The sequence below is a fragment of the Niallia laureatilytica genome (assembly GCF_046613985.1).
Taxonomy (GTDB): domain Bacteria; phylum Bacillota; class Bacilli; order Bacillales; family Cytobacillaceae; genus Niallia.
Map to the genome: position 1 here is coordinate 125,608 of NZ_JBKKHP010000012.1, position 13,765 is coordinate 139,372.

15 protein-coding genes are annotated in these 13,765 nt (G+C 34.9%); 12 read left to right on the forward strand and 3 right to left on the reverse strand.

Annotation, left to right across the window (positions count from 1 at the left end; translation table 11 throughout):
• Positions 1 to 534: 534 nt before the first annotated feature.
• Both ACLIJJ_RS22605 and ACLIJJ_RS22610 read left to right on the forward strand, forming a co-directional pair.
• Positions 535 to 879, forward strand: coding sequence for a hypothetical protein (locus tag ACLIJJ_RS22605; RefSeq protein WP_237943371.1), 345 nt, complete (start codon positions 535 to 537; stop codon positions 877 to 879).
• A 62-nt stretch (positions 880 to 941) separates the two neighbouring features.
• Positions 942 to 1,250 (forward strand): hypothetical protein, encoded by a 309-nt coding sequence (locus ACLIJJ_RS22610; RefSeq protein WP_233316974.1) that lies wholly within the window; start codon positions 942 to 944, stop codon positions 1,248 to 1,250.
• A gap of 278 nt (positions 1,251 to 1,528) precedes the next feature.
• On the opposite strand, the gene ACLIJJ_RS22615 is transcribed toward ACLIJJ_RS22610, so the two are convergent.
• Positions 1,529 to 2,116: a hypothetical protein gene (locus tag ACLIJJ_RS22615; RefSeq protein WP_233316973.1), complete on the reverse strand. Its 588-nt coding sequence runs from the start codon at positions 2,114 to 2,116 to the stop codon at positions 1,529 to 1,531.
• Positions 2,113 to 2,538, reverse strand: a complete 426-nt coding sequence (locus ACLIJJ_RS22620; RefSeq protein ID WP_233316972.1) for a hypothetical protein — start codon at positions 2,536 to 2,538, stop codon at positions 2,113 to 2,115. Before ACLIJJ_RS22620 ends, ACLIJJ_RS22615 begins: the two co-directional genes overlap by 4 nt.
• 1,127 nt (positions 2,539 to 3,665) lie before the next feature.
• Here ACLIJJ_RS22620 and ACLIJJ_RS22625 point away from each other — a divergent pair.
• From ACLIJJ_RS22625 to ACLIJJ_RS22650, 6 genes are all read left to right on the forward strand, one after another.
• Positions 3,666 to 4,082, forward strand: coding sequence for a hypothetical protein (locus ACLIJJ_RS22625; protein WP_233316971.1), 417 nt, complete (start codon positions 3,666 to 3,668; stop codon positions 4,080 to 4,082).
• Entirely contained in the window at positions 4,082 to 5,518 is a 1,437-nt protein-coding gene (locus ACLIJJ_RS22630) for an FtsZ/tubulin family protein (RefSeq protein WP_233316970.1), read from the forward strand. The genes ACLIJJ_RS22625 and ACLIJJ_RS22630 overlap by 1 nt, the downstream gene beginning before the upstream one ends.
• A gap of 1,142 nt (positions 5,519 to 6,660) precedes the next feature.
• Entirely contained in the window at positions 6,661 to 7,611 is a 951-nt protein-coding gene (locus ACLIJJ_RS22635; protein WP_233316969.1) for a hypothetical protein, read from the forward strand.
• Positions 7,612 to 7,819: 208 nt separating this feature from the next.
• Positions 7,820 to 8,245 carry a DMT family transporter gene (locus ACLIJJ_RS22640; protein ID WP_237943367.1) on the forward strand — a complete coding sequence of 142 codons (426 nt, stop codon included), beginning with the start codon at positions 7,820 to 7,822 and terminating at the stop codon, positions 8,243 to 8,245.
• Positions 8,246 to 8,260: 15 nt separating this feature from the next.
• Positions 8,261 to 8,962, forward strand: a complete 702-nt coding sequence (locus tag ACLIJJ_RS22645) for a Crp/Fnr family transcriptional regulator (protein WP_341079898.1) — start codon at positions 8,261 to 8,263, stop codon at positions 8,960 to 8,962.
• Between the two features lie 8 nt (positions 8,963 to 8,970).
• Entirely contained in the window at positions 8,971 to 9,447 is a 477-nt protein-coding gene (locus ACLIJJ_RS22650; protein WP_237944196.1) for a DMT family transporter, read from the forward strand.
• Between the two features lie 37 nt (positions 9,448 to 9,484).
• On the opposite strand, the gene ACLIJJ_RS22655 is transcribed toward ACLIJJ_RS22650, so the two are convergent.
• Positions 9,485 to 10,387, reverse strand: a complete 903-nt coding sequence (locus tag ACLIJJ_RS22655) for a LysR family transcriptional regulator (protein WP_251646470.1) — start codon at positions 10,385 to 10,387, stop codon at positions 9,485 to 9,487.
• A 149-nt stretch (positions 10,388 to 10,536) separates the two neighbouring features.
• On the opposite strand from ACLIJJ_RS22655, the gene ssuE reads away from it, so the two are divergent.
• The 4 genes from ssuE (at position 10,537) to ACLIJJ_RS22675 (ending at position 13,754) form a co-directional block, all read left to right on the forward strand.
• The gene (ssuE, locus tag ACLIJJ_RS22660; protein ID WP_341079894.1) at positions 10,537 to 11,067 is read left to right on the forward strand and encodes an NADPH-dependent FMN reductase; all 531 of its coding nucleotides are present in this window, start codon (positions 10,537 to 10,539) and stop codon (positions 11,065 to 11,067) included.
• 5 nt (positions 11,068 to 11,072) lie between these two features.
• On the forward strand, positions 11,073 to 12,101 hold the full coding sequence (locus tag ACLIJJ_RS22665; RefSeq protein ID WP_411411745.1) for an LLM class flavin-dependent oxidoreductase: 1,029 nt from the start codon (positions 11,073 to 11,075) through the stop codon (positions 12,099 to 12,101).
• On the forward strand, positions 12,101 to 12,358 hold the full coding sequence (locus tag ACLIJJ_RS22670; RefSeq protein WP_233316963.1) for a glutaredoxin family protein: 258 nt from the start codon (positions 12,101 to 12,103) through the stop codon (positions 12,356 to 12,358). Before ACLIJJ_RS22665 ends, ACLIJJ_RS22670 begins: the two co-directional genes overlap by 1 nt.
• 64 nt (positions 12,359 to 12,422) lie before the next feature.
• Positions 12,423 to 13,754 carry an LLM class flavin-dependent oxidoreductase gene (locus ACLIJJ_RS22675; protein WP_411411746.1) on the forward strand — a complete coding sequence of 444 codons (1,332 nt, stop codon included), beginning with the start codon at positions 12,423 to 12,425 and terminating at the stop codon, positions 13,752 to 13,754.
• Positions 13,755 to 13,765: the final 11 nt, after the last annotated feature.

Genomic DNA, 13,765 nt, shown 5'->3' on the forward strand with positions numbered 1-13,765 from the left:
TATTTGCTTTATTACAATGTGATTTAATTTATTTAATTTGTTATTGGTTATTGTTAACTTGTGGAAAGATAATTTTTTCTGTTAGCGAGGATTTTTTGTCTGTTTATCTAAAAACTTTACTTGTGACTGGCATTTTACTGCTTTTTTTGGTTTTAGAAAATTGGATAATAGGAAGGTTTGTTGAGGATTTTTGTTAATGGTTCTAAGTTATTGTTCTAATTAATGTCCTAAATATTATTCTAAATAGTTATCTAAAATAAGGAAATAAAGCTTACCACCCATTTTTTGCTATATATAATGAAAATCGCTATTTCTTTGTAATTGGCATTTAACTATAGCAAAACGTCTACTTATAGTATATTCGTCTAGCATTCAATTATTCCTATTTCAAACAAAAAAGTTTCCAACATACATGGATATACTTTATGAATACTAATAAATCTAAAAAATCCATTCTTTCCCTATTATATTAATCTATTACACTTTTTAATTTATGCATAAAATAAAATTAAATAAGGTTAAGGAGGAATTTTAATGAGTAATGTTTGGTTTCCAGGTGGAAGAAATGGTGATAATAATCAAAGAAATAAATCAAATTCACGTTCAGGTGACAGTGATAGCCGCTCCGATGCTAATGTAGATTTTGAATCTGATAATGACTTAAGAAATGATACTGATGTTGATAACCGCAATGATTTAAAGAATGTTGATAAAAATACTAATATTGCAAAGGTAAAAGACTCTGGTAATGCGAAGATTGATTTGAAAATCGACGTAGATTCAGATTCAAATGCTCGTGTACGCTCTCGTTCCAGAGCAAATGCAGACACAGAACAAGATCAAGACAACAACCAAGATAATGACCAAGACCAAGAATAATACAACGAAGGCGAGCACGGTATAACCATGTCTCGCCCATTTTTATGTAAGGAGAGTTGTTCATGTCTCCCCATCGCAGACAAATAGATAAGGAAAACAATATCTATCAGTTTCGTAATAACGGGAATGCTGAACTTGATACGAACAACGCACAAATCGGCCAAAGCGGCAATTCAGATGTCGATGTATATGTAAATATTGAGATAGATACAAAACCTATTGCTTATGCACTGTTGTCCTCATTACTGGCCACAAAGCAAATTACCCGTTTCGAATTTGAAGAAGCGATAAAAAACTTAGAAAAATTAACAAAGAAACAAAAAAAGCATATTCCTGGATTACGATTTTTTGGTCCTTTGAAGGATAATTAGAAAGAAATTATCTAACTCTTAAGGTCTCTCTTAAATGAAGTCCCTTCTGTTTCTATTCTAATCACTAAAAAACCTCAAATGAGAGTCTAACTTAGCATATTAACTAACAAGGCTTGTAGTGCCGTCACAAGCCTTGTGAAGTACATATAAGAAATTGGGGTTCGGATAGGGAGCGGAAATTACAAAATGTATTGTTGAAACTGTTCAAGTAGCATTTACTTCATAATAGATAAAATGGCTATATGGCTGCCTCCTCAAAAGCCATATAGCCATTTCTATTATTGGGACAGTCTTAAAATAATATTGTCTACAACATTGGATAAATTTCCGTTTTTATACTGTAGTATGAAATCACTGTATAACATTCTAAGCACATCTTTCACCTCAAAGCTATACTCCATATTCAACTCTGCAATGTCACTTAGCATTACCTCTAGCCTCAAAGCTTGTTTTCGATTGATTAAGCATTTTATCATTTTCTTTTTTGGGGAATTTACAGGAACCAATATTTCACTTTCTTCCTCTTGATAGGAGTTAACCTTTATGGCATTTTGAGAGCGCGCTGTCAGTTCATGATAAAGCTCGACAGGATTGCTTCTCTTTTTTGCTTGGTATAAAAAATCATCCAACAGTAATGTTACTAAATCAATATGAGTGAATTTCTCATTGGCAGCTTCAGAAACATCATCACAGAAGAGCTCTCCACGTAAATATTCGGAAACAGGTACGTAAAAAGTATAAGACAACAATGTTGGTGTCGTTAACTTTCTCGTAGCTTTCATGAACCATTTATCAAAAAAATTATAGGGACTATAGGAAAGCTCCCGTATTTCATCATCGTAAATAGGAAATCTGCTTTTTTTCACCTGTTCCTTTTCACCTCTTCTTCGAGCATAAATGCAAGTATTCGATATGCTGCCTCTTTCAAGCTGCAGTCCCATCTTACCTTCATTTCAAAAAGTTGATCATGATAAACCTTTTCTAACTTAGCTGGATATGGTTGTCCTTTTGGATCATAAGGACGTATAGGGAAATCTTTAAATTCCTGGAGTCCCTTCTTTACTAAAATGGAACAATAAGGAGTCGGATCAAGTCCCATTTTTTTGGCTAATATTTTCAGTAGTCTCCGTTCTTGTGGATTAAAAGGGATTTTCACATCCTTTTTTTTATCGCTTCTCTCTTTTCTTCCTTCCATCTTCGTAATCGGTTTTTTCCGAACTATTTCTTTTTTTGTTTCTAATATAGATCTGCTTGTTTTATTCGTAAATATCGGATTGATTGGTTCCATCTTCTCCCTCTCTTCCTCCCTTTTGTCTTTTATTTCATTTATCTTAGTGTCAAATTGTCAGAATGTTATAGTTCTAGACTATGAAGAGGTCTATGAATATAGAACGTATAAACTTTAAGTTTTTTGGACAAACTATGATCATACGAATATTACTATCGATTAGGAGGTAAATAATATGGCTTCTGGAAAAGGAAAAAATACAGGAATTGAAAATGATAAATTGAGAAAGTTAGCTGAGTTAGCAAAAAAATCTAAAACAGTAAAAAAAGGAATCGTAAAATAAATTTAGTATTTATGTTCAAAGGTAATACATAGATGTAATGACTACTATAAATTAGCGTACAATTTACGTCATTACGATAACTAAATAGCTTAAAAAATACCAACAATTAGAAGAAGCAAATAAGGTGGAATATAATCATTCAAACCTTCATAGCCTAATATAAACACTTTGAAAATATCGTCGTAAATAGAATGTAAAAATTGGTTTTACGTAAAAAACTAAGTTAATAACATGCTATTTACGTACATGCTATCTTCAGTAATGAAGTAGTCTTGTCAAAACAATCTTGTTTTTACGTAGAAAAGGGGATTTGAACGAATGATCCTTGTAAATAAAAAACTTGGTTTTTAAATAGCTGGGAACGTTTTGACTAAGAACTTAACTAAAAATATTCCTATAAATTTGAATTTATAGACACTATATAAGCCCACTATATAAAGTGGGCTTATATAGTGTCTATACTAATTTATAAAAAAATAATTACATCTAATCACTTGTTATATAAGGATTTAATTATGGTCACTATATAAAGAGACTATTATAAATAAATATGAAAAAATACAACTATAAAACAATTAAAAAAACATGAAAAATCAATTGTTTTTGCATGATTATCGGTATTTTAGAGATTTATGGTGTTTTTTCTATTCGAAAAAGCTATAAAAATAACGAATATTACTATATGGTGTCTTTATATAGACACTATAAACAAACGCCTATATTATAGGACTTTTATAGATATATAGTTAAAAATACACCTATAAATATGCTATATAGACACTTGTATTAGAGACTATAATTAGTTATTATAGAGTTTATAAGTAATATGTTAGGAGGAAGATTCTTGGATCATAACCTTCATGAGTTACATAAGCATGTTAAGTTTAGTGATGAGGTACTGGCAATGTTCATTGATATTATTGGCCAAGACCCCAGCTTACTTAAAGTGTTCCAGTACATAGCTATTGAGGAGCAAAGAAATAAAGAACGAGGTGTGTCTATAAGTCATATAATTGAAAATGTAAAAGTTGAACGTCTTGTCAGGAAAACTGTTGGCAAAAACAAGTACGTATATGAGGAAGTATTTACGAACATTGAACGTAAAAATGTTGAAAAAATGGTAGATAAGCTTATGTTTATGTCGCTTATATATCATGAAGCAATTAAGCCCTATAAGTTTCTGTTTCTTACAAATCGAGGAAAACAGCTTATAGCCAAACTAGTCGAGAATAAATCGAAGGACAAGGAGCTGCGTAAATAATGGCAAAAACATTCACTAAGAACCAGCCGGCAATAAATATCACTATGGTGGGATTTGGACAAGCCGGAACAAGGATGGCAGACCGTTTTGCTGCTTTTAAAAGAGAGGATAATACATCTGTTTACAATTGCATCGCTTTAAACAGCAATGATGGTGATTTAGCCGGTTTAAAAAACATATCTACAAATAACAGAGTAAGCCTGGAGCTTGGCGGATTAGGCAAAAACCCAGAAGAAGCTGTACATATATTAGAGAAAAATGAAAAAGCGAAGGAAAAGCTGAAGTCCTTTATACAAGAAAGAATCAGACCGCAGGATGATCTAGTTATGTTCTTCGCTGGTCTTGGCGGCGGAACAGGCACTTCTACTATCGTTAAAGCAATTGAGGAGTTTTATGATTACAACAACAAACCGAAAATCATAGAAGAATTTAATCTAATTCGTCAGGAAATCGGTGATGCTGAAGTAAAGGCAAATGCCAAGAAATACTTAAAAGAAGCTTCTATTAGAGCAAGAAGAAAATTCATTAAGATTGGTGTTGTTGTGACAATACCTACACGTGCGGATGGTCCTGATGCCCTTCGACAAGTAAATAATTTTGCTCAACAGATTTGGGATATCGCAAAAAACCCTAATAAAGGCGTTGCTTTTGTAGTTTTTGCAGACAATCAGCATTTTTATGATGAGTTTAAACAGCTGCCTGAAAACAGCAGAAATGGTATTGATAACTACAGAGACTATGCAAACAATGAAATCGCAGAGATTTTCCATGAATTGAACACTGCTACTACTGGCGGCGGAACAGCGGTCACTTTTGATAGTGCTGACTTTAGACGGGTTGTACTGGAGCATACAGGATCACTTGTTATCAGCAGATTTTCTAAGCCGAGCAATTCGGTGAGAAATGGTCATGATGTTACTGCAATGTTTAAAGAAGCGATCGAGAGCAGTAATTTACATCAGCCTATACAGCTGTTTGATAAAGAAACGAATACATCAGCAAGAATTCATCATATTGGACTGCTTGCAATCCTCGATAAATCCAATGATATTGGCAGTTCTTTTATTGATGATGCCAGAGAAGAAATTATTGAAAAACTTCCGTTAAACGGTACAGTTTTTAGTGGATATTTGGAGGAAAAAAACAACTTTTCAACGAGTGTTTATACGTTCTTTAAAGCTGATGCCCTTCCAGAACGCTTAGCTAAAGGTTTAGTAAAGGAATATGAAGATTTTAAAGCAAGACAGCAGGAAGTAAGCTACCAGCAGTCAGTAATCAGCTCAATCGCTGCTGCCAATGATGATGAAGATTTTGATCTTGATTTTGAAGAATTAGGCTTAGCAGAATTTATGAGTAATGAAAAACCGGCTGATAAAAACGATACTGACAGTGATATAGATTTAGATGATATCGATTTAAGCTTGCTAGATGACTAATTTTAAAGGTAAAAGCTATTGAATTCCCCTTTCCTATCGTACATTTAGACTGGGATTTGGGCTTTTCTAAGAAAACTTCAGGTATAAAGCCTGAAGTTTTTTTGTTTTACAGGAATTTAATTAGGTTTATCCTATTAAAACTTCTTGGTAAGGCCCCTTTTCGCTGTTTTTCCACCAATATTGCCCCTAATTTAGTATTAGTAGGTGTATTTTTTGTAATGTAAACGATTCATAAATGAATCCATTTATGTAAATGTATATATTTTTATATAAATGACTACTTAAATACCGTTTTTTCATTCGTGCATATACGTAAAACTTCGCTTAATTGCCTATTAGAAAACTTCATATTTATGTGATTTTAACGATCTTTATATATAAAATCCATCGTAAATGATAGGTAAATCTATAATTTACATAAAAAGCAGAAAACTATATATGTAAAACTACGTAAAAATAATATTATATTTATATAGCTTTATTTGGAAACTATATTGCGTTTACGTAATTATTCTATAAATACCGTATGTATTTACAATAACTTAAATCGTAGATGATTCGTAAGAGTGCATTTTATGTAAATCCAATGTATTTGTTTACGTAAATGATAGTAAATCCAAAATTTAATTACGTAACTAGTATGTAAATATAAAAACATACCATCGTACGGATAACGTAAATTGACAAAGTGCAAGTCATTTTATAATTCGTAAACATCTCGTAAAAAGAATCTCTATGTAAAAACTAAGTTATATTTACGTAAATTGAATAGTGGTTGATGAGATTGAAGTATCGTTGAATGGTTTACTTTACGTACGAATTACGTAAATAATATACGTTGATAACTAAGTTATTTTCGTAAGTGGTTCGTAAAACAAGGGTTTACGACGTGTTTTGATTTGTATAGTTGGTCAACGTCGTAAATATTATGTTTATTTACGAAATGAACTGAGGTGTTTATGTTTTCCAGTTCGATAAACAACTTCTCTTGAACGTAAATACAACGTTGCAATTATATAGATTTATAAAGAGAAAATTCGTAAACGAACCGTAAAAATACCGTTTACAAGCTTTGATTTTTTTAGAAACTAAGTGTAAAATCAAATAAAGTGGTTTTTTTTGAGCAACTGGAGGTGAGCAAAGTGGAAGATAAACATCAACGTGAGGAATTAAAGGAATTATTACTAGAAGAATTTCAATTTGACCAAATTTATAATCTAGCATTATCCCATACTTCTGAAGAGGATATTTGGACAGATTCAATCTTATCCATTAATCCAGATACTCATTATGTAGCGATTAAGGCTAGCGAATTTATAGGCAGAGATGATGCCACAATTAGGCATTATTTACGGAGTGAACTTTCTGATATATACATTAAACCGCAAAAGCACGGTAGGTACTATCGCCTGAATTACATAACTATATTTAGGATTCACCTTATTTCATTATTAATGGAAAAGGTAGGGATGACAACAAACCAGCTGTTGGTGGAATTAGGTGCCGAGCCTACATTTGAATCCAATAGAAAGAGTTCAAACGATGCTTTGCTTGAACAAATTTCTAACTTTAAAGAGGCAGTAAATTATTTATATAACAGTAATATGAACTATCAAAACTTGCTGCTTGAAATCCTTTCGATGGATCGTTCCGTAAATCAGCTGAAATATGAAATTACCCAGCTTGAAAGAGAAATGAGTGAAAGTAATCAGGAAATTAAGCAATTAGAATCATCTGCCTATCAGGATTATTTACTAGATCGGCAGAATCATATTATGGTTGCCTCATTAAGGAAAAAACAAAAGACCTCGATATTTTCCTTGTTTAAAAAGGAAAGTGATGATGAGCCCTTAATCACAGATGAAGTAGATAAGCAGCTAAAGGAAAAACGGATGGATGCTATAAAAGACCAAATAGCGCAGCTGAAATCAGATATACAAGCATACAGTGAAAAAAGGGAATCTTTAGTTACGAAGTTGACTGAAGATGAAAAGAAACTGTTAGTTCTTACAGAACAGCAAAAATATATGCTTTCTGACAGCAACAGTGGCAGAATGATAGAGGCTGCTGCCGATCTTGAAACGGTTGAATAATGTTAAATTAGTTACCCAGACATTGTGCTTGGAGAGAGGGATATCTCTCCTGATGCGATGCTGGGTTTTTTTATGTTCTTTTGAAATATATATGGGTGGATATAACTGTATATGACTGCAGTCGAACGTATATTTTAAAAAGGGACATATGTCCTTTCTAACTTACTTGTTTTTCTATTTAATAGAGGAAGAAGGGTGGAAGGATAAGATGAAGGGTATTCTTTTTGCGTTACTTGGCGGTGTTTTTATTACAATTCAGAATATAGCAAATGCCAATATACGGGAGGATATTGGTATTTGGCAAACAGCCAGTTTAACTCAGTTCTCTGGATTTGTGCTGGCTTTAATAATTCTTTATTTTTCTAAAGATATAAATTGGAAAAGTGTTGGAAATGTTCAGCCTATCTATTGGTTTGGGGGAGCATTTGCAGCGATAATCCTGTTTAGTAATATGGAAGCAATAAAGCATATTGGTGTTACATTTACTGTATCATTTGTTCTCATATCCCAGCTTTTGCTAACATTTATAATAGACATAAATGGCTGGTTTGGAATGGAGAAGCGTAAATTAAGAGCTGCTGATTTTATAGGAATTGCGATGATGATAGGTGGAGTATTGTTATTAAAACTGTGACTGGCGGGAGTATGAATGAAGGAATGGAAAGATGATGTAAAGCTAAATTCTTTTTTGGAGCAATATGGATTAACAGCCGTTTTTAATGAGCATTTAATAAAGCATGCTCTGTTATGTGAATTTGAGCAAGGGGAAACAATTTGTACACAAGGAGAATCAGCACATTTCCTTTACGTGCTAGTTAGCGGCAAGATTAAAGTATATACAACTTCCTTGGATGGTAAAATACTTATTTTGTCCTTCAAGCAGCCGCTAGAGATTATAGGTGATGTAGAGTTCGTAAATGGAGCAGAACTACTCAATACTGTAGAGGCTGTGTCGGATAGTGTAATGATGGTTGGAATCAGTTTTGAATGGCTTAAAAGATATGGTTATAACGATGCTGAATTTCTTCAGTTTCTGCTCAATATTATATCTCATAAATTTTACAGAAAGTCCACGACGATGAGTTTTAATTTAATGTACCCAGTTGAAGTCAGACTGGCTAGCTATTTACTTTCTGTTTCAACAACGAAAGAACATACAGTAGCTGAAAAACTGGATTGGCTTGATTTAAAGGATGTAGCTAACTTCATCGGCACAAGCTATCGGCATGTGAATCGGGTAATAAAACAATTCTGTTTGGACGGGTTAATAGAGAAAAAGAAAGGTGTTATTACGATTAAAGACAGTGCTGGACTTATGAAGATGGCAAAGGATAATATTTACGAACAATAAGGAGGAATATTATGCTGGGAATGATACTGGCTATTATGGCAGGAGCGCTTGTTGGAGTGCAAAATATCTTTAATAACAAAGTGATGGTGAAAGCTGGTTCATGGACAACAACGACATTAGTTCTTGGAATGGGATTTGCTGCATCGTTCTTCATTGGTTTAGCTGTGGAAGGGAAAAGCCTTTTTGACTTTTCTAATATGGAGCTATGGTATTTATTTAGCGGCTTTATTGGTGTCGGTGTCGTTTATTGTGTAACGAAAGGAGTAAAGCTGCTTGGGCCAACATACGCTATTGCAATAGTGATGTTTGCACAACTCGGTTTTGCTGTATTATCTGATACTTTTGGCTGGTTCGGTACAGAGCCTATTCCATTCACCTTTAAACAGCAGCTAGGGGTATTGATTATTATTGGCGGTATTTTAATGTTTAAGTTAGGCGACAGCAAGAAAGGTAACGTTTCTGGAGTGTTAAAGAAAGCAAGTTAAAAGGGCTTGATAGCCCTTTTTTATTTTGTAAATAAGTTTAAACATTTTTTTGCAATATATTCTTCTTCAAGAAGGCTTCTTCAATTAATGATAATAAATGTGTGGAGGCTTTGCCGTTTAAATTGTTTGTTCTTCGTAATAGCCCGATTACAGGTGCAGCGTCTATCCCATTAATCTCTAATACTTTTGTGCCAGGAAAGGGGAAGGAATGAGCTGTACGGGTAAAAAGAGATATCCCTAGGCCAGCCTGAACATAATGCTTGTGTGCCATACTGCTCGAAATCTCAAGCTTTTTATAATTTGTACCGATTTTCTCTACAATTGTTTGTTCAATTTTTATTCTTATCGGGCAATTATGAGGTGTAAATAGAATGGTCTCCTCCAGTAAATCCTCCACTTCTGCTATTCCCTTTTCAGTAAGCGGATGCGACTCAGAAACTAGCAGAACAATGTCATCATAATATAACGGTTTAAATACATTCTCCATCGAAACTTCCGGTGCTCCGCAAATGGCAAAATCAATCTCGTCTTGATAAAGCATTGTACTTAATGTATTGGCATCAGCAACATGAAGAGAAATTTCTACTTTTGGAAACTTTTCAACAAAATCAGCGATAATGGCTGGGAGTTCAAGACTTGCTGTAGGCTCTGAAACACCAATGCGAATTAAACCTGCCAAACCGCCTTCCAAGTCCTGCAATGTTTTATCAAGGCGATCATACTCTCTTAATAAAGCATTGGCGCGTTCATAAAACAGCCGGCCAGCTTCTGTCATTTTTAATGTTTTGCCTCGCTCTAGCAGTTTTTCGCCGACTTCTTCCTCCAGATGTTTAATATGAAGTGTAATTGTTGGCTGCGAATAATTTAATGCTTCTGCCGCCTTTAAAAAGTTTCCATATTTTACAATTGTCGTGAATGTGCGGATTGCACGAATCTCCATGTTAAACACCTCTTTAAGTTATAAATTTAGTAATTCTGAATCCCAGCATTAATTTTACTGATTATACTTTCTGAATTATTTGCTTTATTATAATCTATATTATCAACTAATCCAAGTGGTTTAGAGGGAATTTCGAAAGGGGAAGTAAAATGCCGACAATTACAATCGTAGCTGGTGGGAATTCTATTCACTCTCGTTTAACAGGCATATTGAATTATGCAGAGGAATTTTTGAAAAGCAACAGTATCGATGTTGAAATTATTCAAGTTCATCAGCTTCCAAGTGAAGCATTAATCAAGGCCGATTTCAAAAATGAGAAAATTCAAGAGGTAAATCAATTAATTGAAAAGAGTGATGGTGTGATCTTTCTAACCCCAGTGTATAAGGCAGCGTACTCTGGTATTTTGAAAACATATATTGACCTTCTGCCACAGAAGGCTTTAAAAGACAAGGCAGTGCTCCCACTAGCTTTAGGAGGTACATACGGTCATCTATTAGTGATCGATTATGTGCTTAAACCGGTGCTGATCAACTTAGGAACAACAAATATAAATGGCGGTGTCTATATACAGGATACACAAGTGACAAAGCAGGATGATAATACTTATACGCTGGCAGATGAAACAATATCAAGATTAAATGAATCATTATCCCAATTTGTTAAATCAATCGTGAGGTGAAAAATATGGCATTTAAATTAAGCATTCTTGATCAGAGTCCTGTTGGTGAAGGAGAAACAGCAGAACAGGGGCTCCAAAATACGGTGAGGTTAGCACAGGCAGCTGATCAGTTGGGCTATCATCGTTTTTGGGTTTCAGAGCATCATAATAACGGTCAATTAGCTGGGTCTGCACCAGAAAGCTTAATCGGCTTTCTGCTGGCAACTACTAAAAATATTAGAGTCGGTTCTGGGGGCATAATGCTACAGCATTACAGCCCATATAAAGTTGCCGAAGTGTTTCATGTGCTCTCATCGCTCGCTCCAGGAAGAGTCGATCTTGGTGTGGGCAAAGCACCAGGTGGCTTAAACTTATCTACAAAAGCACTGCAGGAAGACAAAGTAGAAGCCCAAAAGTCTTTTGAAGAAAAACTGGCTGATTTAAAGCAATATATTTACCATAAGGAGCGTGACTTAGATTTAGTGGCTGCTCCTACTCCAAGGGTGAGACCAGATCTTATACTTCTTGGAGGAAGTGCAGAAAGTGCAGAACTGGCTGCAAAACTTGGAATATCCTTTGTGTTTGCTTACTTTATAAATGGAGAGCAAAATGTTCTAAAAGAAGCAAGAGAACGGTTTAAGCAGTTTTCACCGGCTGGTGGTGGGCAATTTATAGTGGCATTGACAGTAGCTGTTGCTGAAACTAATGAAAAAGCTGATTCCTTTATTAAGCAAAGAGAGTCTGTCAAGGTAATACTGGCAGATGGGAAGAAGTTAAATGTAGGTTCTTTGGAGCAGGCGGAAAAGGTAATCAGCCAGTATGAAGAAACAGATTATCAGCTTATCGTTCAAAAAGCGGGTTATGTTGCAGGTTCGAAGGAAAGTGTCAGGGATGCTCTTAGCAGTCTGGCTAAAGAGCATGAAATCGATGAAATCATTTCCTTATCACCAATTGTGGACATTAATGACAGGTTAAGTTCTTATAAGCTATTAAGTGAGGCATTTGCAGAAGAGAGTATTCACATAGAAAAAGAAAATGAAGGAGTGGGAATATAATGAGTCAAAATAAAAAAGTGGTAGTGTGGAGCAAAGTTGGATGTAGTTATTGTGAACAAGTCAAATCTTACTTATCAGATAATAATTTTGAGTATTCAACAATTGATGTGACAGAAAATGATTCTTTAAGAGATGTGCTTGAAGTTAAATATGGTATTCGCTATGTACCGGTAGTAGAGGTAAGTGACGGGGATTCTGCAGAATATAAAGCCGTTTTTAAAGTAGACCTGGAAGCATTAAAAGAAGCATTAGCTTAATTTTTTAATTTAAAGTTGACTATTTTCATTGGAATAATAAAAATTTGTGGAAGGTGGCTAAAACATGGTGAAGAAAATAAAGTTTGGTGCAATGATTCATGGAATTGGCGGGACAACAGATGGATGGCGTCACCCATCTGTTCCTGCAGATGCAAGTGTTAGTTTACCGTTCTATAAAGAACGAGCAAGGCTTGCAGAAATAGCAAATTTCAGCTTCATTTTTGTGGCTGACGGACTGTCTATCAATGAAAAGTCACTGCCTCATTTCTTAAACAGGTTTGAGCCGATTACTTTACTGACTGCAATAGCAGGTGCTACAGAAAGGATAGGGATTGTCGGGACACTTTCCACTTCCTATAGCCAGCCTTTTAATGTCGCCAGACAGTTTCTATCATTAGACCATATAAGTGCAGGAAGAGCAGGCTGGAATGTTGTAACATCTCCATCAGCTGGAGCAGCTCAAAATTTCAATGAGACAGAGCTTCCTTCCCATGAGGAGCGCTATAAAAAAGCATCTGAACATCTCACTGTAGTTAAAGGACTATGGGATTCTTGGGAAGACGGTGCATTTGTCAGAAATAAGGACACTGGAGAATTTTTTGATAAAGAAAAAATGCATGCGTTAAATCATGAGGGAGAGTTCTTTTCCGTTAAAGGACCTTTGAATTTGGAAAGATCACCGCAAGGATATCCTGTTATATTTCAGGCTGGATCATCTGAAAGGGGCAAAAAATTTGCGGCGGAGTCAGCAGATGCGATTTTCACAGGTCACGAAACGTTAGAAGAAGCTATTGCGTTTTATCATGATGTAAAAACGAAGGCTGCTGAAAATGGTCGCAGTCATGATGATATTTTAATATTCCCTGGAATCAGTCCTATTGTAGCTGACACAGTAGAGGAAGCAAATAAGATATATGAGGATTTTATCAGCTTAGTGCCGATTGATAATGCGATTACGTATCTTGGAAGGTTTTTTGACCAATTTGACTTCAGTGTTTTTCCGCTGGATGAACCATTTCCGGATATAGGGGATATAGGCAAGGAAGCTTTTCAGAGCACAACAGACAAAATAAAAAGAATGGCAAAGGAAAATAAGCTGACACTACGCCAAGTGGCTCAGCAGGTTGCCGTTCCAAGAAGCACCTTTATCGGCACTCCTGAAATTGTGGCAGATAAGATTCAGAGCTGGTTTGAAAGCGGCGGTGCAGACGGCTTTATCATCAACTCTGACATTCCAAGCCAATTTAAAGTGTTTGTAGAAAAAGTTGTGCCAATTCTTCAAGCAAGAGGCATTTATGAGGAAGAATATTCAGGCAGCACATTAAGAGACCATTTAGGCCTAAAAAAGCCGATTAATCAGCACAGTCTAAAAAACAATAAAGCTTTAGAAGTATAAAACAGGTAGCG